The sequence below is a fragment of the Kitasatospora sp. NPDC043949 genome, from assembly GCF_056435365.1.
The window spans coordinates 17,968-38,976 of the sequence record NZ_JBWKEQ010000021.1 but is presented as its reverse complement, the minus strand read 5'-3'; the positions used below and the strand labels follow the sequence as shown (position 1 = coordinate 38,976).

The following is a 21,009-nucleotide window of genomic DNA, read 5'->3' as shown; positions in this document are numbered from 1 at the left end:
AGGTGAGGCCCTGAAGGTGAAGCCCTGAAGCCCGGAAGCCCTGACGCCGCACGGGCGCCGTGGGCCCGTACGGGCTACCGCTTCTCCGGCCGCGGCACCGCCAGCGTCACCGCGAGCCCGGTCGGCTGGACCGGGGCGAAGGCGAGCGAACCGCCGCCCGCCGCCAGCAGGGTGCGGGCGATCGACAGGCCGAGCCCGGAGCCGTCCACGTTCTGGTGCCGCGGGCTGCGCCAGAAGCGGTCCCCGGCGCGGGGCAGCTCGTCCTCGGCGAGGCCGGGCCCGGCGTCCGTGACGGTCACCGCGACCTCGTCCCGGCGCACCGAGACCCTCAGCCGCACCCCGCTGCCGGCCGGGCCGAACTTGAGCGCGTTGTCCAGCACGGCGTCCAGGGCGGAGCCGAAGCCGATCGGGTCCGCCATGCCGACGGCGAGCGCCGGGCCCTCCCAGCGCAGCTCGATCCCGCGCTGCTCGGCGACCGGCCGCCAGGCGTCGACCCGGGCCAGGGTGAGCGCGGCGAGATCGGTCTGCTCGGGTTCGGGGCGGGCGTGCTCGGCGGTGGCCAGGCCCAGCAGGTCGTCCAGCACCCGGGCCAGCCGGACGCCCTCCTCCCGGACGCCGCCGAGCTCCTCCTCGTGCCCCTCGGGCAGTTCCAGGCCGAGCACCTCGACCCGCAGCAGCAGGGCCGCCAGCGGGTTGCGCAGCTGGTGCGAGGCGTCCGCGACGAAGGCCTTCTGCTGGTCCATGGCGAGCACCACGTGGTCGGCCATCTCGTTGAACGAGCGGGCCAGCCGCTGCAGCTCGGGCGGGCCGCCGCCGGGCGCGACCCGGGCGGCCATCCGGCCGGTGGCGATGTCGTGGGTGGCCCGGTCGAGGGTGCGGACCGGGCGCAGCACCCACTCGGTGAGCCGACCGGCCAGCAGCACCGCGACGATCATCGCGGCGGCCTCGCCGGCGCCGATCACCAGCCAGCTGTGCAGGATCCGGGTGCGCAGCGCCCCGGTGGGGGACTCGCTGAGCACCACCGCGACCACGTCGCCGTCGCGCACCACCGGGGTGGCGACGGTCAGGGTGCGGTCGTCGGTCCACGGCCAGACCTGGGGCGGGTTGTGGCTGCGCCGCCCGTCCAGCGCCTCCTGGAAGGCCTGCGCGCCCCAGCCCCCGGGGGGCACCCGCCAGTCGGCGGGGGCGGCGGCGATCGGCACGCCGTCGCGCTGGAAGATGCCCAGCCGCACGCCGTACAGGTCGTGGTAGCGGCGGACCTCGGCGTCGATCGCGTGCCGGCGGCTGACGTCGCCGGGGGCGGGCTCCGGGTCGCCCTTGAGCGCGGACTCCACCGCCGAGGGGCCGGAGGTGGGCAGGTCCTGGGCGAAGCGGGCGGCGTCGTCGAGCCGGTCGACGACCACCTTGCTCTGCTCGGCCGCCGCGACCGCCGCCGCGAGCGGCAGCCCCAGGGCGGCCAGGACGCAGAGCATGAGGGCGATCAGGATGCCGAGCAGGCGGGTGCGCACGTGCGGTCAGCGCTCCGCGGGGGCGGGCGGGGCCGGGTCCGCGGCGGGCGCCGGGGACTCCGGGATCAGGCGGTAGCCGACGCCGCGGACGGCCTCGACCAGGCCGGGCAGCGCGAGCTTGTTGCGCAGCGAGCCGATGTGCACCTCCAGGGTGCGCCCGTTGCCCTCCCAGCCGCTGCGCCAGACCTCGCTGAAGATCTGCTCGCGCCGGTAGACCACGCCGGGGCTCTGGGCGAGCAGGGCGAGCAGGTCGAACTCCTTGCGGGTGAGCGGCACGTCCCGGCCGTCCACGCTGACCCGGCGGCGCTCCCGGTCGATCCGGATGCCGCGGGACTCCAGCGGGCCGCGCTGCTGCGGGACGGCGTCGGGCGCGGGCACCGCCACCGAGGCGGGGGCGGCGCCGCGGCGGGCCACCGCGTGGATGCGGGCGAGCAGCTCGCCCATGTCGTAGGGCTTGGTGACGTAGTCGTCGGCGCCCAGGTTGAGGCCGTGGATCCGGGAGCGGATGTCGGCGCGGGCGGTGACCATGATCACCGGGACGCCGCTGCCGGCCCTGATCCGGCTGCACACCTCGAAGCCGTCGCGGTCGGGCAGCCCGAGGTCGAGCAGCACCACCCGGTACGGGTCGTTCCCGTCCGGCACCAGGGCGTCCAGCGCCTCGTGCCCGCTGCGGGCGTGCCGGACCTGGAAGCCGTGCCGGCCCAGTACCGCGACCAGCGCGGCGGCCACGCGTTCGTCGTCCTCGACGAGCAGCAGTCGCATCCTGTTCTCCTCCTTCCCCCACCTGATCACCGGGACCGCCCGGTCGGGCCCCGGTCCTGCGCAGTATGAGCCAGTGGGCGGCCCGGCGCCAGGCTCGGTCGCCCGACGGCTGCCACGGGGCGGGGCGCGCCGGCGCGGACGCCCGCTTTCACATGCCCCGTTGGCGACCCGGCGAACGGCCCGCGAGCAGCGTGTGGCCGTTTCGTGATCCTCAAGTTCCGCTCAGATCGGCTGACGGCACGTCGTCATCACTCCTATGGTCGGCCCACCGGGGGCTGCGGCTCCGCCGGTCGCGGCTCCCGGATTTCGTACCACCATTGCCGCCCAAGGGAGTTCAGACTTTCACGGGCCGACACGAGGGAGCAGGCGCGATGGCCGAGAATCCGGTCGAGGACTCCACCCCTGCAGCCGCCCCCCTGGTCGTGCTGAGCAGCGTGAACAAGCACTACGGAGCGCTGCACGTCCTCCAGGACATCGACCTGAAGATCGTCCAGGGCGAGGTCGTGGTCCTGATCGGGCCGTCCGGCTCCGGCAAGTCGACGCTCTGCCGGACGATCAACCGGCTGGAGACCATCGACTCCGGCACGATCACCATCGACGGCCGCCCGCTGCCCGCCGAGGGCAAGGAGCTGGCCCGGCTGCGCGCCGAGGTCGGCATGGTGTTCCAGAGCTTCAACCTGTTCGCGCACAAGACGGTGCTGGAGAACGTCGTCATCGGCCAGGTCAAGGTGCGCGGGATCGCCCGGGCGCAGGCCGAGAAGACCGCCCGCGAACTGCTGGAGCGGGTCGGTGTCGGCGCACAGGCGGACAAGTTCCCCGCCCAGCTCTCCGGCGGCCAGCAGCAGCGCGTGGCGATCGCCCGGGCGCTGGCGATGAAGCCCAAGGTGATGCTCTTCGACGAGCCCACCTCGGCCCTCGACCCGGAGATGGTCAACGAGGTGCTGGAGGTCATGCGCCAGCTGGCCGCCGACGGCATGACGATGGTCGTGGTCACCCACGAGATGGGTTTCGCCCGCTCCGCCGCCAACCGCGTGCTGTTCATGGCCGACGGCCGGATCGTCGAGCAGAACACCCCGGACGCCTTCTTCACCGCGCCGCGTTCCGACCGCGCCAAGGACTTCCTCTCGAAGATCCTCCACCACTGACGCTTCGAGACCACGCGGGACCGCCGCCGGCAAGGACGCCGGGCGGCCCTGCCCGCGCACGCACCTTCCAGACGCCAGAGCCCGGTTAGCCGTGGCCCAGCTCCCAGGAGAACAACCCTCATGAGGACTCGTCGCACCCTCGCCGTCGCGCTCTGTGCCGTCGCGCTCACCGCCACCGCCGCCTGTGGCAAGGACGGCACCCCCGGCGCCACCGCCGCGAGCAGCGGCAACGCCCCGGCGCTGCCCACCTACACGGTCAAGACCGACGTCAAGATCGACTCGGCGATCCTCGCCGAGGCGAAGAAGCACGGTCAGCTGATCATCGGCGCCAAGGCCGACCAGCCGTTCCTGGGCTTCGAGGACGTCGCCAGCGGCGACCGCAGCGGCTTCGACATCGAGATCGCCAAGATGATCGCCGCCGACCTCGGCTTCAGCCCGCAGCAGATCAAGTGGCAGACGCTGGTCTCCTCGCAGCGCGAGCCGGCCATCGCCAAGGGCCAGATCGACTTCTACGTCGGCACCTACAGCATCAACGACGAGCGCAAGAAGACGGTCTCCTTCGCCGGCCCGTACTACATCGCCGGCCAGGACTTCCTGGTGAAGGCCGACAACACCTCGATCACCGGCCCGGAGAGCGTCGGCGGCAAGAACATCTGCACCGCCACCGGCTCCACCTCGATCAAGAACATCCAGCAGTACAACCCGAAGATCACGCAGTTCGACACCTACTCGGCCTGCGTCGAGAAGCTGCTGTCCGGCGAGGTCGACGCGGTCACCACCGACGACGCGATCCTCAAGGGCTACGCCTCCAAGTACGCCCCCAAGCTCAAGGTGGTCGGCAAGCCGTTCACCAAGGAGAACTACGGCGTCGGTCTCAACAAGGACGACGCGGTCCTGCGCAACGCCATCAGCGACGCGCTCAAGGCCCACGAGGACAACGGCGACTGGAAGAAGGCCTACGACGCGACCCTGGGCGCGTCCGGCTCCGCCGCGCCGGCCGTGCCGGCCCTCGAACGCTACTGATCCGGTCCACGCCCGACCATCCGTCCTGACCATCTGATGAGAGGAGGGCCGCCGGATGGGGTTCCTGTTCGAGCAGGACAACTTCACGTTGTTCCGCGACGGCTTCCTGCAGACGATCGAGCTGAGCGCGCTCAGCGCCCTGCTCGCCCTGCTGCTGGGCACCCTGCTGGCGGCCTTCCGGGTCTCCCCGGTGCCGGTCCTGCGTGCCTTCGGCACCGCCTGGGTCACGCTGTTCCGCAACACCCCGCTGACCCTGCTGTTCTTCGCCGTCACCTTCGGCCTGCCGCCGCTCGGGGTGCACTTCGGCCACCTCACCTTCGCGGTGCTGGCGCTCGGCGGCTACACCGCCTCGTTCGTCTGCGAGGTGATCCGCTCGGGCATCAACACCGTGCCGCTCGGCCAGGCCGAGGCGGCCCGCAGCCTCGGCATGAGCTTCGGCCAGACCCTCACCCTGGTCATCCTGCCGCAGGCCACCCGGACCGTCCTGGCCCCGCTGAGCAGCGTGTTCATCGCGCTGCCGAGGAACTCGGCGATCGCCGGCGCGTTCAGCGTCAGCGAGCTGTACAGCGTGCAGCAGACCCTCTCCGAGCGCGGCTACGCGATCTTCGGGATCTTCTTCTGGGTGGCCTGCGCCTACCTGGTGATCAGTGCCACGGTCGCCACGCTGTTCCGCGTCCTGGAATCCCGACTGGCGGTGGCCCGATGAGCAACCTCTTCACCCGCACCCCCACGGCCAGCGTCCTCTACGACGCCCCCGGCCCGCGGGCCCGCACCCGGTACCGGCTGTTCGGGGTGCTGGCGCTGATCGGTGTCGCCGCCCTGCTCTGGTACGTCTTCGCCGCGCTCTCCGACAACGGCCAGTTCGACCCGCAGATGTGGGACGCGTTCCAGTACAACACCGTCCAGCAGCGCATCGTGGACGGCCTGCTCTCCACCCTGGAGGCCTTCGGCCTGGCCGCACTGTTCTCGCTCGCCCTGGGCGGCCTGCTCGCCGCCGGGCAGCTCTCCGACCACAAGCCGGTCCGCTGGGCGGCCGTCGGCTTCGTCCAGTTCTTCCGGGCGATGCCACTGCTGATCCTGATCGTCGCGCTCTACTACGCGTTCTTCGCGAAGGAGCCGATGTGGGCGCTGGTGCTCGGCCTCACCCTCTACAACGGCTCGGTGCAGGCCGAGATCATCCGCAGCGGCGTCAACGCCGTCCCGCGCGGCCAGGCCGAGGCGGCCTACGCGCTCGGCATGCGCAAGACCCAGGTGATGGCCGGCATCCTGGTGCCGCAGGCGATCCGCTCGATGCTGCCCTCGATGATCGGCCAGCTGGTCGTCACCCTGAAGGACACCTCGCTCGGCTTCGTCATCACCTTCCACGAGCTGCTGTTCGTCGGCAAGGCGATCGCCAGCCAGCCGATCAACGCCGCGGGCTTCCCCTACATCCCCGTGGTGCTGGTGATCGGTCCGATCTACATCGCCATGTGCCTGCTGCTGACCGCCCTCGCCCGGTGGATCGAAGCGCGCGGCCGTCGCGGCGCGAACCGGCGCACTTCAGCTGCTGCTTGACGCACACGCAGGTGAACTGTTGCATTGCTCTTCGTGACACCTCCCGGGAGCATCCACGCGGCATATGCGGCAGCGGTAACTGACGCCGGCCCATCGGCCGGTTCGTGCCCGGAGGTCACCACATGGACCCGGTGATCGTGGTCGGGGCCGGACCGGTCGGTCTGGCCCTGGCCCTCGCCCTCGCCCGGCACGAGGTGCCGACCATCGTCCTGGACGAGGGCTCCGGGCTCTGCCCCGAGGGCCCGCGCAGCGTCGTCCTCGGGGCCGACACCGCCGCCTTCCTCACCCGGATCGGCTACCCGCGGGCCGTCTCGGACTCCGCCCTCTGGGACTCCTTCACCGTCTGGCGCCGCCGCCAGGAGGTGCTGCGGATCGACCTCACCGACTCCCCCGCCTTCCACCTGCCCCAGCACCGCCTCCAGCGCGGCCTGCGCGACGCCCTCACCGGCACCCCGCTGGTCCGGCTGGTCCCGCTGAGCCGGGTCGTCGAACTGGAACAGGACCGCGACGGCGTCAGCGTCCGCACCCACGGCACCCAGGACGGCTCCAGCACCTGGTGGCGCGGCAGCCACCTGGTCGGCTGCGACGGCGCCAGATCCGCCGTCCGCAAGCTCCTGAAGATCCGCTTCCCCGGCCGCCCCGCCGTCGACCGCAACGCCATCGCCACCGTCCGGGTCGACCTGCCCTTCCACGAGGCCCGGCTGCACCGCGAGCCCCCGTGGCGCGGCGACCGCGAGGCCTCCGCACGCCCGCTGCCGGACGGCGTCTGGCGGCTCGACTGGCGGCTGCCCCCCGGGCGGCCCGCGCCCACCGAAACCGTCGACCCGCACGCCACCTGGCCCGGCGTCGTCACCGGCGACACCCTGCTCACCCGGGTCACCGCCACCCTCACCGGCTGGTGCGGCGAACTCCCCCGCTTCGACCTGCTCGCCGCCGCCGACCACACCGCCCAGCAGCGCCTCGCCGCCCGGTTCCGCAGCGGCCGCTGCTTCCTCGCCGGCGACGCCGCCCACCTGCACGGCGCGCTCGGCATGCAGAACCTGGCCGACGGGCTGCGCGACGCCGACAACCTCGCCTGGCGGCTCTCCCTCGCCTGGCACCTCCACTCCGGCGGCCCACAACCCGGAGGCTCCCTGCTGGACGGCTACGAGGCCGAACGGCGCGGCGCGGTCGGCGCCCGGCTGCGCGCCGTCGACCAGTCCATGCCGCTGCTGCGCCCGCTGCGCGGCTGGCAGCAGACCCGGCGCTCGCTGCTGGTCGGCGGCTTCCGCAAGCACGCACCGCTGCTCGCCGACGGACAGCTCGGCACCGGCCGCTTCGGCGGCGCGCCCGCCTACCCGGCCGCGCCCTCGGGCGTCCCCGGCCGGGTGCCGGTCCAGCGCGGCGCCCGCGGCACCACCTCGCTCAGCGAACTGCTGCCGGCCACCGCCCCCGGCGTGCTCGTCCCGGACCTGCCGGTGCTCGCCGCCGACGGCACCCCGGACCACCTGCACGCCCGGCTCGGCGTCACCTTCCTGCTGCTGCTGGTCGCCCCCGGCACCGCCGTCTGGTCCGCCGAGCACTGGCTGGGCGCCGGCCTGATGCCCCGGCTCGCCGAGGTCGCCGCCGCGCTGCCGGTGCCCGCCGAAGTGCTGGTCACCGAGGAGTACCCGGAGGCCGGGCCGCACACCGTGCTGCTGATCCGGCCGGACGGGCACCTGGTCGGCGCCACCCAGGGCGCCGCCGCCGAAGACCTGCTGGCGCTCGCCGACCGCGCCCGGGGCGGGCCGGCCCCGCTCGCCGGCGCACCCGAAGCCGAGCCCGACCAGGACCCCGCGCCGGAGCCCGCCGTCCGCCAGGCGCCCCGGCAGGTGGACTCACCCCGCGCGTAGGGCCCTGGCGCGCGCCCCGGGCGTGCGCCGGACAGGGCCTGGCAGGGCCGGGCAGGGCCTAACTCGCCACCGCGATGGCCCGGCTCTCCCGGACCACCGTCACCCGGATCTGGCCGGGATAGGTCAGCTCCTCGGCGACCTGCCGGGCGACCTCGCGGGCGATCAGCTGCGCCCCGAGGTCGTCCACCTCCTCCGGCCGCACCATCACCCGTACCTCGCGCCCCGCCTGCATCGCGTACACCTCGGCCACGCCCTCGTGCGCGCGGGCGATCTCCTCCAGCCGCGCCAGCCGCCGCACGTACACCTCCAGCGACTCCTTGCGCGCCCCGGGCCGCCCGCCCGAACAGGCGTCCGCGGCCTGCGTGAGCACGGCCTCCACGGTGCGCGGCTCCACCTCGCCGTGGTGCGCGGCGATCGCGTGCACCACCTCCGGGGACTCCCCGTGCCGGCGGGCGAAGTCCGCGCCGACCGCCGCGTGGCTGCCCTCGACCTCGTGGGTGAGCGCCTTGCCGATGTCGTGCAGCAGTGCCGACCGCCGTACCGGCTCCGGGGCCACCCCGAGCTCGGCGGCCATCATCCCGGCCAGGTGCGCGGACTCCAGCAGGTGCCCGAGCACGTTCTGCCCGTACGAGACCCGGTAGCGCAGACTGCCCAGGGTGCGGACGAGTTCGGGGTGCATCCCGCCGACCCGGGCGTCCAGCAGGGCGTCCTCACCGGCCCGGACGCAGCACTGCTCGACCTCCTCGCGGCTGCGCTCGTGGACGTGCTCGATCCGGGTCGGGTGGATCCGGCCGTCCTCGACCAGTTGTTCCAGGGTGAGCCGGGCGGTCTCCCGGCGGACCGGGTCGAAGCAGGAGAGCTGCACCGTCGCGGGGGTGTCGTCGATGATCAGGTTGACGCCGGTGACCGCCTCGAAGGCACGGATGTTGCGGCCTTCGCGGCCGATGATCCGGCCCTTCATGTCCTCGCTCGGCAGCCGGAAGACGGTGACCGCCGTCTCGGCGGTCTGCACCGTCGCCAGCCGCTGGATCGCCCCGGCGAGGATGCCCCGGGCCCGGCGCTCGCCCTCCTCCCTGGCCTCGCGCTCGAGCTCCCGGACCGTGACCGCGGCCTCCCGCCGGGCCGTGGTCGCGGCCTCGCGCAGGAGTTCGGCGCGGGCCTGCTCGGCGGAGAGTCCGCCGGCCCGCTCCAGCACCGCCACCCGGCGGGTCACCAGCGCCTCGGCCTCGCCCCGGGCGCGCTCCAGCTCGGCGGAGCGCGCGGCGAGTTCGTCCTCCCTGGTCCGGACCCGGCGCAGCTCCTCGGCCAACTGCTCCTCACGCCGGTCGAGTTCGGCCCGCTGCCGGGAGGTCTGCTGCTCGGCCCAGCCGCGAACGCGCTCGGCCTCGACGCCGGCGCGCCGCTGGGCGGCCCGGAGCCGCTTGGCCAGCAACCCGACCAGGACGGCGAGGAGCAGCAGGACGGCGCCGGCCGACCCGGCGAGGAGCAGCAGGGAGGCGTCCGATCCGGTGCCCGCAGAGATCCTCATGCCGCCCACTCCCCGTCACCGCTGTCCGCCGCCCGGCGTGGACCGCCGTCCGGAAGCGCCCCCGCACTGAGTGCGAGGCTAGGCGCGGGTCACGAAACGGTCAAGACTCGACCTGGACTGGACCAAGAAGCGTACGCAATAGCTACCGGACGGCCACTAGTCCCTCCCGGTTCCCGACGGTTCGCCCGGCTCCTCCTCGTCCAGCGCGCTCCGCACCACCCGGAACGCCAGCCCCTCGGAGTAGCCGCGCCGGGCCAGCACGCCGACCAGCCGCCGTATCCGGACCTGCGGGTCCAGCCCCCGGGTGGACCGCAGCTTGCGGTCCACCAGCGCCCGGGCGGCCTCGGTCTCGTCGTCGTGGTCGAGCTGGGCGACGGCCTGTTCGACCAGGTCCGCGGTCACGCCCTTGGTGCGCAGTTCCTGGGCCAGCGCCCGCCGGGACAGCCCCCGGACGGCGTGCCGGGACTCCACCCAGGCCGCGGCGAAGGCCGCGTCGTCGATCAGCCCGACCTCTTCGAGCCGGGTGAGCACCTCGTCGGCGACGTCGTCCGGGATCTCCCGCTTGCGCAGGGCGTCGGCGAGCTGTTTGCGGCTCTTGGCGGCGCCGGTGAGCAGCCGCAGGCAGATGTCGCGGGCACGGCCCTCGGGATCGGCCGTCTCCTCGGCCCCGGCCCGCTTCCGCGCGGTTCGGCCGGTACGGGCGGAGGGGTCTCGCTCGTCACCCGGAGCGCCCGCCTCGTCCGAGGCGTGCCCGGCGGAGCGCCCGGCCGCAGTGCGCCGCCCACGACGCGCCCCGGCACCGGTGCGCGGGGCCGGGGCGGTCACACCCCCGTGACCGACCGCCCCGGCCTCGCCCCGGCCGCTGCCCGCCGTCGCGGAGCCGGCCTCGTCGAACTCCTCGGCCGCCAGTGCCGATCGCCGCCTGCGGCGGCCGGTGGGCAGTTCGGAGGCGGAGACGAGCCCGAGCTCGTCCACCGTCGGCTCCGCCGGAGCCGGCCCGGGCGCCGCGCCGCGCACCGCCCGGGCCGGCGCCCGGTCGAACTCCGGCTCCGGACCGGATGCCCACTGTGCGGCGGAGGACCGCTCCCGCCGCCGCCCCTTCCGGGACTGCGACCGCGCCCGGGGCGTCGCCTCGAACGGCGGCTCCGGCTCCCCCGCCACGGCGGCGAACCAGTCCGGCGGCCCGTAGTCGTCGCCGTCCGGACCCGCCGGTCCGCCCTCACCCACTGCGTCGTGCTGCGTCAACGGTTCAGGCCTTGGCGGCCGCCGCCGTCTTCTTCGCCGCGGCCGTCTTGGCGGCGGTCGCGGTGATCGGCTTCGCGGCGCCGTCGGCGGCAGCGGCCGCGGCCTCGCCCTCTGCCGGCTCCTCGGTCTTCGGGCCGATGCCGAGCTTGCCCTTGATCTTCCGCTCGATCTCGTCGGCGAGCTGCGGGTTGTCCCGCAGGAAGTTGCGGGCGTTCTCCTTGCCCTGGCCGAGCTGGTCGCCCTCGTAGGTGTACCAGGCGCCGGACTTGCGGATGAAGCCGTGCTCGACGCCCATGTCGATCAGGCCGCCCTCGCGGCTGATGCCGACGCCGTAGAGGATGTCGAACTCGGCCTGCTTGAACGGCGCGGCGACCTTGTTCTTGACCACCTTGACGCGGGTGCGGTTGCCGACCGCCTCGGTGCCGTCCTTCAGGGTCTCGATCCGGCGGATGTCCAGCCGGACGGAGGCGTAGAACTTCAGCGCCCGGCCACCGGTCGTGGTCTCCGGCGAGCCGAACATGACGCCGATCTTCTCGCGCAGCTGGTTGATGAACACCGCCGTGGTGCCCGACTGGTTCAGCGCACCGGCGATCTTGCGCAGCGCCTGGCTCATCAGCCGGGCCTGCAGACCGACGTGCGAGTCACCCATCTCGCCCTCGATCTCCGCGCGCGGGACGAGCGCCGCGACCGAGTCGATGATGATCAGGTCGACCGCGCCGGAGCGGATCAGCATGTCGGTGATCTCCAGCGCCTGCTCACCGGTGTCCGGCTGGCTGACCAGCAGGGCGTCGGTGTCCACGCCGAGCTTCTTGGCGTACTCGGGATCGAGCGCGTGCTCCGCGTCGACGAAGGCGACCGTGCCGCCGGCCCGCTGGGCGTTGGCCGCCAGGTGGAGGGTCAGGGTGGTCTTGCCGGAGGACTCGGGGCCGTAGATCTCGACCACCCGGCCGCGCGGGATACCGCCGACACCGAGGGCGACGTCCAGGGCGGTGGACCCGGTGGGGATCACGTCGATCGGCTCGTTGGCCTTCTCGCCCAGGCGCATCACCGAGCCCTTGCCGAACTGCCGCTCGATCTGAGCGAGTGCGTTCTCAAGGGCCTTCTCGCGGTCCGTACCTGCCATGGCTTCCACCCTCGGGTTCTGTGCTGTGCGCTTCATCGTCCTCGACGCTAGCGCGTCCCACTGACAAACGAGCCCGACCCGGCTCCGCCTGTGGAAAACTCCTCGCCGGAGAGTATAGAGAACAACTGTTCGATTCAAGCCTCGCACGTCCGAACGGTGCCGCCACCGCCGGCCGGGTCACCTCCCGTCGCCGCCGACCATCCGCCGCAGCCGCCGCGCCGCCTCCCGGCGCAGCTCCCGCCGGGCCCGCCGCTGCTCGCCCCGGTCGATCCGCGGGTCGGTGGCCACCTCGTACCGCCGCACGTACGTCCCGACGAAGCCCTGCAAGGTGGCCGCCGCCGGGATGGCGATCAGCGCGCCCACCGCGCCGAGCAGCGCCGCGCCCGCGATCACCGCGCCGAACGCGACCGCCGGGTGCACGTCCACCGTCCGCGCGGTGATCCTCGGGTGCAGCAGGTAGTTCTCGACCTGCTGGTAGACCACCACGAAGATCAGCACCCAGAGCGCGTCCACCGGCTGCACGGTGAGCGCCACCAGCACCGGCAGCGCGCCGGCCAGGTACGTCCCGATGGTCGGCACGAACTGCGACATGACGCCGACCCAGACCGCCAGCGCGGCCGCGTACGGCAGGTCGAGCAGCGCGAACATCACCCAGTGCCCGATCGCGGAGACCACCGCGAGCAGCGCCCGGGAGTACAGGTAGCCGCCGGTCTTGGCGAGTGCGATCTCCCAGGCCCGCAGCACCTCGCCCTGCTTGGCGGGCGGCAGCATCGAGCAGACCGTCCGGCGGACCCGCGGGCCCTCGGCGGTGAAGTAGAAGGTGAACAGCCCGACCGTGAAGGCCTGGAAGAGCCCGCCGATCACGGTGGAGGAGAGGCCCCAGACGTTGTCGGCGGCCTGCTGGGCGTAGCTCTCGATCGCGCCGGAGTCCTTGAGCAGCTTCTTCTGCAGCTCGCCCAGCGACAGGTCCTGATGGAACGTCCGGTTCACCCAGTTGATCAGGTTGTCGACCAGGTGCGGCAGGTCCCCGGCGATCTTCGCGACCTGATCGACCAGCAGCGTGCCGAGCGCCGCGAGGAACCCGATCACCGCGATCCCCACCGCGACGAACACCAGGAAGGTGCCGATCCCGCGACGCACCCCGCGCGCCGCCATCCGGTCGACGGCCGGCTCCAGCGCCAGCGAGAGGAAGAAGGCCACCAGCAGCATCACGAAGAGGTCGATCAGCTGGTGGAAGGCCCAGTCCGCGAGCTGGAACAGCCCGACCAGCACCAGGGCCAGCACCATCGCCCGGGGCAGCCAGCGCGGCATCCCGCCACCCCAGAGGCCGCCGGCCGCGCCCTCCGGCAGCCGCGGTTCGGGCGGCGGGCCCGGAGCCTCGTCGGCGACCCGCGCCGTCCTGTCCGAATTCTGTGCTTCTGCGCTGCTTGTCACTCCGACAGTCTCACCCATCCCCCGGAACCGCCCGAGCACCGGGCACCCCGCCGGGGCGGGGTCGGTCCCGCGGGCGGGCGGTGGTCAGCGCAGCACGCCGGAGACGCCCTGGGTCTCGCAGACCACCCGCCAGACGTCCTTGGCCTCCCAGCCCGCCTCCAGCGCCTGCCGCACCGTCCGCCCGCCGAGTTCGCTCATCACGTGGTCGGAGGCGAAGGACTCCGCGTACGCCTCCCCGAAGTGCGCGTGCATCCGTCGCCAGAACTCCGTCAGCCTCATGGCTCCAGTATCCCGGACCGCGCGGCCCCGCTCCGGGCCCGCCACTGCCCGGCCGTCAGCGCGTACTCGACCTCACCGTGCTCGCTGCCGGGGATCGCCTCCGGGTAGTCCTCGTGGAAGGTGCGGACGAACGACAGCCCGGTCTTCTCCATGACCCGCCGCGAGCCCGCGTTGACCGTCATCGTGTACGCCACCACCCGCCGCACGCCCAGTTCGGTGAAGCCGCGGCGGACCAGCGCCCGCGCCCCCTCGGTCGCGTACCCGAGCCCCCAGGCGGCCCGGCGCAGCCGGTACCCCAGCTCGACCTCGGAGCGGTCGCCGTCCCGCGTCGGCCGGAACTCGAACCAGCCCAGGAAGGCCCCGCCGTCCCGCTCCTCGGCCGCCCACCAGCCGAGGTCGCCGTACCGCCGGTGGTGCGCGAGGTACAGCGGCAGCAGTTCGCCCTCGACCCGCTCCCGCGCGGTCGGCCGCCCGCCGGTGAGGTGGCGCATCACCTCCGGGTCGCCGTCCAGTTCGACCAGGTGGTCGACGTCCGCTGCGGTGAAGCGGCGCAGCACCAGCCGCTCGGTGGCGAGGAAGACGGTCACGCCCCGATCCTCACCCGCCGGCCCGGGCGGCGTCACCCGGTTTTCCGCCCGCCTCAGCGCGGCAGCGCGAGCAGCCCGGCACCGAAGTACTGCCGGGCCCCGCAGGCGTACGGCCCGGGCGGGCAGGCGGCCGCCGCGGTGCCGGCGAGCAGGGCGGCGAGCGGGGCGGAGCCGTAGTCCGGGTGCAGGGCGGCGGCCACCGCGACCACGCCGGTGACGTGCGCCGCCGCCATCGAGGTGCCGGCCAGTGCCGCGTACTGCCCGCCCGGCCAGTCGGAGACGACCGCGCCCTGCGGCCCGCTGTCCGGGTCGCCGCCGGGGGCGGCCAGCGAGACCCGGCCGCGGCCGTAGTTCGAGTAGCCGGACGGGCGGCCGTCCCGGTTGACGGCGGTGACGGTGACGACGCCGGGCAGTTCGCCGGGCAGCCGGATGCACTCGGTGCCCAGGTAGCGGGAGCGGGCCGGGCCGGAGACCCGGTCGTTGGGGCTGCGTTCGTCCGTCCGGGCGGCACCGAGGTCCTGCCCGTCGTTGCCCGCCGAGGCGACCACGACGGCGCCCTTGCGCTGGGCGTAGGCGGAGGCCCGGCCGACGGCGGCGATCAGCGCGGCCTGGTCCTGGTCCTCCGGGCAGTTGTACTTCCACGGGTCGGCGAAGTAGCTGTTGTTGATCGCCTTGGCGCCGTGGTCGGCGGCCCAGAGCATGCCGCACACGATGTTCTCGGCGTAGTACTGGCCGAGCGGTCCGAGCAGCCGGACGGCGGCGATCCGCACGCCCGGCGCGACCCCGGTGACGCCGTGGCCGTCCCGGGTGGCGCCGACGATCCCGGCGACGTGGGTGCCGTGGCCGCTCTCGCTGACCCCGGGGTCGGGCCGCCAGGAGCCGGAGCGGGCGTCGGGCCGGCCGTCGGCGCAGGAGACGGAGGCCTTCGGGTCGACGGCGGCGCGCAGGTCCGGGTGGGTGTCGTCGACGCCGGAGTCGAGCACCGCGACGAGCACCTTGTGCAGCGCGTCGGCGGTCGGCGCGCCGGCGGGACCGCGGATCCCGGTGGAGGCGTCGCCGGCCCGGGCGCCGGCGCCGCCGAGCATGGCGAGGTTCCACGGGTCGCCCTCGCCCGGGTCTGGCACCGTGACGGTGCCGCCGTCCTGCCGGTCGGTGCTGTCGGTGCTGCTGCGACGGGCGTGATCGCTGTCGCGACGGGTCTGATCGGTGCTGCTGCGGCCGGCGCGGTCGGCGCGGTCGGTACCGGCGGCGAAGTCCCCGGCGCCGTCCAGCAGGCGGGGCGGGGCGACCACCGGTTCGGTCCGGGTGGTGCCGACGGCGGCGATCCCGGGCCGGGCCCGCAGCGTGCCCGCGAAGCCGCCGGTGGCGTACGCCAGGACGGCCCCGATCTGCGGGTACTCCTGGACCACCTGCCCGCCCGCCGCCCGGCTCTCGGCCCCGGCCAGGGCGGCCCCGGCGGCGTCCTCCTGCCCGGCGAGCACCAGGTAGCTGAGGTAGGGCCGGCCGGATCCGGACACGTACGGGACGGCGCCGCCGACCACGAGTGCGGTGAGCAGCATCGCGAGCAGCGCCCGGGCGGGCCCGCGGACGCGGCGGCGGGCGGCACGGGCGGGACTGCCGGACGGGTTCACCTGCGCCATCGCACGGTCTCCGCTCGTCGGTCCGGTGGGTCGGGGGTGGATCACTGGCCTGATTCATCACCATATGAGCGGATTTGCCTTTTTGCTCCTTTAACTACACCCGGGCTCACCACACCCGTGCGACCTCCGCTCCCCCACCCCGGTTGTCGGTGCCACCCGGCACCATGGGGGCATGGCGCCCCCGCACCCGACCCCGCCGAACGACGACCCCCTGGCCGGATTCGCCCCGACCACCCGGGCCTGGTTCACCGGCGCCTTCTCCGCCCCCACCACCGCCCAGGCCGAGGCCTGGCGCGCCATCCGGCAGGACACCGACGTCCTGGTGGTCGCCCCCACCGGCTCCGGCAAGACGCTCGCCGCCTTCCTCTCCGCCCTGGACCGGCTGAGCAGCACCCCGCCCCCGGCGGACCCCAAGCGCCGCTGCCGGGTCCTGTACGTGTCGCCGCTCAAGGCCCTCGCGGTGGACGTCGAGCGCAACCTGCGTGCCCCGCTGACCGGCCTGCGCCAGGCCGCCGTCCGGCTCGGCCTGCCCGAGCCGGAGGTCCAGGTCGCCACCCGCTCCGGCGACACCCCCGCCGCCGACCGCCGCCGCTTCGCCACCCACCCGCCGGACATTCTGATCACCACCCCCGAGTCGCTGTTCCTGCTGCTCACCTCCGCCTCCCGGGAGGCACTGCGCGGCGTCGACACGGTGATCCTCGACGAGGTGCACGCCGTCGCCGGCACCAAGCGCGGCGCCCACCTCGCGCTCAGCCTGGAGCGGCTGGACGAACTGCTGGAGCGCCCGGCCCGCCGGATCGGCCTGTCCGCGACCGTCCGCCCGGTCGAGGAGGTGGCCCGCTACCTCAGCCCGCAGCGCGGCGCCGTCGTCGTCCAGCCCGCCGCCGCCAAGGAGTTCGACCTGTCGGTGGTCGTCCCCGTCCCCGACCTGGACGACCTGCCCGCGGCCCCGGCCACCGGCGCCTCCTCCGACGCCGACCCGCAGCGGCAGGCGTCGATCTGGCCGCACGTCGAGGAGCGGATCGTCGACCTGGTCCAGGCGCACCGCTCGACCATCGTCTTCGCCAACTCCCGCCGCCTCGCCGAGCGCCTGTGCAACCGGCTGAACGAGATCGCCCTCGAACGGGCCACCGGTGAGCGGCTGCCCGAGGCGCACTCCCCCGCCCAGCTGATGGCCGAGTCCGGCGTCGCCAAGGGCGCCCCGCCGGTCATCGCGCGCGCCCACCACGGCTCGGTCTCCAAGGAGCAGCGGGCGCTGGTCGAGGAGGAGTTGAAGGCTGGCCGGCTGCCCGCCGTGGTCGCCACCTCCAGCCTGGAACTGGGCATCGACATGGGCGCCGTCGAACTGGTCGTCCAGGTCGAGTCCCCGCCCTCGGTCGCCTCCGGCCTGCAACGGGTCGGCCGGGCCGGCCACCAGGTCGGCGCCGTCTCCACCGGCGTCTTCTTCCCCAAGTACCGCGGGGACCTGGTGCAGTCCGCCGTGGTCACCGAGCGGATGCGGGCCGGCCGGATCGAAGCGCTGCGCGTCCCGCGCAACCCGCTGGACGTGCTCGCCCAGCAACTGGTCGCGATGACGGCGCTGGACGCCTGGCCGGTGGACGACCTGCTCACCGTGGTCCGCCGCGCCGCGCCCTTCGCCACCCTCCCGCAGTCCGCCTTCGAAGCCGTGCTCGACATGCTGGCCGGCCGCTACCCCTCGGACGCCTTCGCCGAGTTGCGCCCCCGGGTGGTCTGGGACCGGGTGGCCGGCACCGTGACCGGCCGGCCCGGCGCCCAGCGGCTCGCCGTCACCTCCGGCGGCACCATCCCCGACCGCGGCCTGTTCGGCGTCTTCATCGCCGGCGCCACCGGGTCCGATTCGAAGACGGGCAAGAAGGGCGGCGGCCGGGTCGGAGAGCTCGACGAGGAGATGGTCTACGAGTCCCGCGTCGGCGACGTGTTCACCCTCGGCACCACTTCCTGGCGGATCCAGGAGATCACCCACGACAAGGTGCTGGTCACCCCCGCCCCCGGCGTGCCCGGCCGGCTCCCGTTCTGGAAGGGCGACACCCTCGGCCGCCCACTCGAACTCGGCCGCGCCCTCGGCGCGTTCACCCGCGAGCTGGGCGCCCTGACGCCCGAGGCCGCCACCGCCCGGCTGCACCGGGCCGGCCTGGACGACTGGGCCGCCGCCAACCTGCTCGACTACCTCGCCCAGCAGCGCGCCGCCACCGGCCACCTCCCGGACGACCGCACCATCGTCGTCGAGCGCTTCCGGGACGAGCTCGGCGACTGGCGGATCGTCATCCACTCCCCCTTCGGCGCCCAGGTGCACGCCCCCTGGGCGCTCGCGCTCGGCGCCCGGCTGCGCGAGAAGCACGGCCTCGACCCCCAGGTCATGCACGCCGACGACGGCATCGTGCTGCGCCTGCCGGACGCCGACCTCCTCGCCACCGACTTCGACTTCAACAGCCCTTCGGAGCGGTCCGGTTCGGACGAGGCCCCGGTCGGCGCCGACGCCGCCCTGTTCGACGCCGCCGAGATCGAGCAGCTGGTCACCGACCAGGTCGGCGGCTCCGCCCTGTTCGCCTCCCGCTTCCGCGAGTGCGCCGGCCGTGCCCTGCTGCTCCCGCGCCGCAGCCCCGGCCGCCGCACCCCGCTCTGGCAGCAGCGCCAGCGCGCCGCCCAACTGCTCGAAGTCGCCTCCGAGTACGGCTCGTTCCCGATCGTCCTGGAGGCCGTCCGCGAGTGCCTCCAGGACGTCTTCGACGTGCCGGGCCTGGTCGAGCTGATGGGCGACCTCGAATCCCGCGCCGTCCGCCTGGTCGAGGTCACCACCCCCGAGCCCTCGCCCTTCGCCCGCTCCCTCCTGTTCGGCTACGTCGCCCAGTTCCTCTACGAGGGGGACTCCCCGCTCGCCGAGCGCCGCGCCGCCGCCCTCTCGCTCGACTCCCGGCTGCTGTCCGAACTCCTCGGCCAGGCCGAGCTGAGCGAACTGCTCGACCCGCAGGTCATCGCCGAGTTGGAGGCCGAGCTCCAGCGCCTCACCCCCGAGCGCCGGATCAAGGACGCCGAGGGCGTCGCCGACGCGCTGCGCCTGCTCGGCCCGCTCACCGAGGCCGAGCTGGCGGCCCGCGGCGCCGAGCCGCTCTGGGCACTGGAGTTGGAGGCCGCCCGCCGGGTGATCCAGGTCCGGATCGCCGGCGAGCGGCGCTGGTCCGCCGTCGAGGACGCCGGGCGGCTGCGCGACGCGCTCGGCACCCCGCTGCCGGTCGGCGTCCCCGAGGCCTTCACCGAGCCGGTCAAGGATCCGCTGGGAGACCTGCTCGCCCGCCACGCCCGCACCCACGGCCCGTTCGCCGCCGCCGAGGCGGCCGCCCGCTTCGGCCTCGGCACCGCCGTCGTCACCGGCACCCTGCACCGGCTCACCGCCGCCGGCCGACTGGTCCAGGGCCAGTTCCGCCCACCCGTCGCCCGCCAACACCCTTCGCCGGAGGCGCTCCACACCACCCCTCCCGACCACACCACCACCGAGTGGTGCGACGCCGAGGTCCTGCGCCGGCTGCGCCGCCGCTCGTTGGCCGCCCTGCGCCAGGAGGTCGAACCCGTCCCACCGCGCGCCCTGGCCGCGTTCCTCCCGCAGTGGCAGCACCTGGCCGGCCACCGACTGCGCGGCCCGGACGGCCTGCTGCGGGTGGTCGAACAGCTCCAGGGCACCGCCCTGCCCGCCTCCGCCCTGGAGAAGCTGATCCTCCCGGCCCGGCTCACCGACTACTCCCCCGGCCTGCTGGACGAGTTGACGGCGGCCGGCGAGATCGGCTGGTGCGGGGCCGGCGCACTGCCCGGCAAGGACGGCTGGCTCAGCCTGCACCTGGCCGAGCACGCCCACCTGCTGCGCCCCGAGCCCGTCCCGCCCGCGCTCACCCCCGTGCACAGCGCGCTGATGGCGGCACTGGCCGGCGGCTACGGCCTGTTCTTCCGCCAGCTGGTCCAGCAGTTGCCGGAGGAGACGCCGGAGCCGGAGGCCGTCGAGGCGCTCTGGGACCTCGTCTGGGCCGGGTACGTCACCAACGACACCCTCGCCCCGCTGCGCGCCCTGCTCGGCTCCGGCCGGACGGCCGGTGCCACCGCCCACCGCGCGCCCCGGGCGACCCCGCGCGGCCGCTACGGCGGCGCCGGCCGCGCCTTCGGCCGGGTCGGCGGCGCGCTGCGCAGCGGCCCGCCGACGGTGGCCGGGCGCTGGTCACTGCTGCCCGCCTTCACCACCGACCCGACGGTCCGGGCCACCACCCAGGCGCAGAGCCTGCTGGACCGGCACGGCCTGGTCACCCGGGGCGCGGTGGCCGCCGAGCGGGTGCCGGGCGGCTTCGCCGGGGTGTACCGGGTGCTCGCCGCGATGGAGGAGCGCGGCCGGGCCCGCCGGGGCTACTTCGTCGAGGGGCTGGGCGGCGCCCAGTTCGCCATGGAGGGCGCGGCCGACCGGCTGCGCTCGGTCAACGGACGACTGGAGCGGGCCCGGGCCGCCGAGTGGCCGGCCGCCCCGGCCACCGAGCCGCCGCAGGTGCTGGTGCTGGCCGCCGCCGATCCGGCGAACGCCTACGGCTCCGCGCTGCCCTGGCCGGAGCCGCCGACGGCCCCCGGAGCCAAGGAGGCCCGGGCGCACCGCCCGGGCCGCAAGGCGGGCGCCCTGGTGGTGCTGGTGGACGGCGAGTTGGCGCTGTACGTCGAGCGGGGCGGCAAGTCACTGCTGGCCTGGCCGGAGGACGGCGCCACCCGGGCGCTGGCGGTGGGCGCGCTGGCGGCCGCGGTCCGCGAGGGTGCGCTCGGCAGCGTCACGGTCGAGCGGGCGAACGGCGAGCCTGCCCTCGGCTCGGCGCTGGGCGCCGCGCTGGAGGAGGCCGGTTTCCACGCCACCCCGCGCGGCCTGCGCCTGCGGTCCTCCTGAGGTCCGCCGACAGCGAAGGCCGCGGGGCATCCGGTGCCCCGCGGCCTTCGTTCGCTCGTATCACCCGTTCGAGTGGCTCAGCCGACCGTCGGCGGTTGCGCCTCCACCCGGGCCACGGCCGCCGATGGGCGCCGCTCCGGCCCGGTGGCGTCCCGGTCGGCGTGGACCGGGATCAGGCCGAGTCCCCAGCCGCCGGCCGCGAGCAACCCCAGCGCGGCGCCGTCGGCCAACTGTCCCCGGACCGCCGGCAGCCACCAGACCAGCCCTGCCGTCAGGATCACCAGGACCCGGCGGGCCGGCCACGGCATCAGTCGCCGCAGCCGTATTCGAGCCTCCGTGCACGCCGTCGCGGCTCTGCGCACGACCGCCCTCCTTCGCTCGCCCCG

General features: G+C 74.5%; 16 protein-coding genes. 6 read left to right on the top strand and 10 right to left on the bottom strand.

Annotation, left to right across the window (positions count from 1 at the left end):
* Positions 1 to 74 precede the first annotated feature (74 nt).
* Both AC07AL_RS19040 and AC07AL_RS19035 read right to left on the bottom strand, forming a co-directional pair.
* Positions 75 to 1,508: a sensor histidine kinase gene (locus AC07AL_RS19040; protein WP_363630357.1), complete on the bottom strand. Its 1,434-nt coding sequence runs from the start codon at positions 1,506 to 1,508 to the stop codon at positions 75 to 77.
* 6 nt (positions 1,509 to 1,514) lie between these two features.
* The gene (locus AC07AL_RS19035) at positions 1,515 to 2,270 is read right to left on the bottom strand and encodes a response regulator transcription factor (protein WP_350880177.1); all 756 of its coding nucleotides are present in this window, start codon (positions 2,268 to 2,270) and stop codon (positions 1,515 to 1,517) included.
* A 371-nt stretch (positions 2,271 to 2,641) separates the two neighbouring features.
* On the opposite strand from AC07AL_RS19035, the gene AC07AL_RS19030 reads away from it, so the two are divergent.
* The 5 genes from AC07AL_RS19030 to AC07AL_RS19010 all read left to right on the top strand — a co-directional run bounded on the left by AC07AL_RS19030 (position 2,642) and on the right by AC07AL_RS19010 (position 7,863).
* Positions 2,642 to 3,415, top strand: a complete 774-nt coding sequence (locus AC07AL_RS19030) for an amino acid ABC transporter ATP-binding protein (protein WP_363584583.1) — start codon at positions 2,642 to 2,644, stop codon at positions 3,413 to 3,415.
* 120 nt (positions 3,416 to 3,535) lie between these two features.
* Positions 3,536 to 4,438, top strand: coding sequence for a glutamate ABC transporter substrate-binding protein (locus tag AC07AL_RS19025; RefSeq protein ID WP_478317819.1), 903 nt, complete (start codon positions 3,536 to 3,538; stop codon positions 4,436 to 4,438).
* A gap of 55 nt (positions 4,439 to 4,493) precedes the next feature.
* Positions 4,494 to 5,144: an amino acid ABC transporter permease gene (locus tag AC07AL_RS19020; RefSeq protein ID WP_363584587.1), complete on the top strand. Its 651-nt coding sequence runs from the start codon at positions 4,494 to 4,496 to the stop codon at positions 5,142 to 5,144.
* Positions 5,141 to 5,992, top strand: a complete 852-nt coding sequence (locus AC07AL_RS19015) for an amino acid ABC transporter permease (protein WP_363584589.1) — start codon at positions 5,141 to 5,143, stop codon at positions 5,990 to 5,992. Before AC07AL_RS19020 ends, AC07AL_RS19015 begins: the two co-directional genes overlap by 4 nt.
* Before the next feature lie 122 nt (positions 5,993 to 6,114).
* A complete protein-coding gene (locus AC07AL_RS19010; protein ID WP_363584591.1) occupies positions 6,115 to 7,863 on the top strand; it encodes an FAD-dependent monooxygenase in 1,749 nt (582 codons plus the stop codon).
* Between the two features lie 58 nt (positions 7,864 to 7,921).
* Here AC07AL_RS19010 and rny read toward each other — a convergent pair whose 3' ends face one another.
* The 7 genes from rny to AC07AL_RS18975 form a co-directional block, all read right to left on the bottom strand.
* Positions 7,922 to 9,391 carry a ribonuclease Y gene (gene rny / locus AC07AL_RS19005; RefSeq protein WP_363630359.1) on the bottom strand — a complete coding sequence of 490 codons (1,470 nt, stop codon included), beginning with the start codon at positions 9,389 to 9,391 and terminating at the stop codon, positions 7,922 to 7,924.
* A gap of 156 nt (positions 9,392 to 9,547) precedes the next feature.
* Positions 9,548 to 10,636, bottom strand: a complete 1,089-nt coding sequence (gene recX, locus AC07AL_RS19000) for a recombination regulator RecX (RefSeq protein ID WP_400808578.1) — start codon at positions 10,634 to 10,636, stop codon at positions 9,548 to 9,550.
* Between the two features lie 4 nt (positions 10,637 to 10,640).
* Positions 10,641 to 11,759 (bottom strand): recombinase RecA, encoded by a 1,119-nt coding sequence (gene recA / locus AC07AL_RS18995; protein WP_363630360.1) that lies wholly within the window; start codon positions 11,757 to 11,759, stop codon positions 10,641 to 10,643.
* Between the two features lie 177 nt (positions 11,760 to 11,936).
* Positions 11,937 to 13,070 (bottom strand): AI-2E family transporter, encoded by a 1,134-nt coding sequence (locus AC07AL_RS18990; protein WP_363584633.1) that lies wholly within the window; start codon positions 13,068 to 13,070, stop codon positions 11,937 to 11,939.
* Positions 13,071 to 13,277: 207 nt separating this feature from the next.
* Entirely contained in the window at positions 13,278 to 13,472 is a 195-nt protein-coding gene (locus AC07AL_RS18985) for a DUF3046 domain-containing protein (protein WP_363584597.1), read from the bottom strand.
* Positions 13,469 to 14,059, bottom strand: coding sequence for a GNAT family N-acetyltransferase (locus AC07AL_RS18980; protein WP_478317818.1), 591 nt, complete (start codon positions 14,057 to 14,059; stop codon positions 13,469 to 13,471). Before AC07AL_RS18980 ends, AC07AL_RS18985 begins: the two co-directional genes overlap by 4 nt.
* 53 nt (positions 14,060 to 14,112) lie before the next feature.
* Positions 14,113 to 15,699, bottom strand: a complete 1,587-nt coding sequence (locus tag AC07AL_RS18975) for a S8 family serine peptidase (protein WP_478317817.1) — start codon at positions 15,697 to 15,699, stop codon at positions 14,113 to 14,115.
* A 172-nt stretch (positions 15,700 to 15,871) separates the two neighbouring features.
* Between AC07AL_RS18975 and AC07AL_RS18970 the strand changes: the two genes are divergently transcribed.
* Positions 15,872 to 20,623 carry an ATP-dependent helicase gene (locus tag AC07AL_RS18970; RefSeq protein ID WP_363584603.1) on the top strand — a complete coding sequence of 1,584 codons (4,752 nt, stop codon included), beginning with the start codon at positions 15,872 to 15,874 and terminating at the stop codon, positions 20,621 to 20,623.
* Positions 20,624 to 20,700: 77 nt separating this feature from the next.
* Here AC07AL_RS18970 and AC07AL_RS18965 read toward each other — a convergent pair whose 3' ends face one another.
* Complete coding sequence (locus AC07AL_RS18965) at positions 20,701 to 20,985, bottom strand: hypothetical protein (protein ID WP_363584605.1); 285 nt, start codon at positions 20,983 to 20,985, stop codon at positions 20,701 to 20,703.
* Between the last annotated feature and the right edge of the window lie 24 nt (positions 20,986 to 21,009).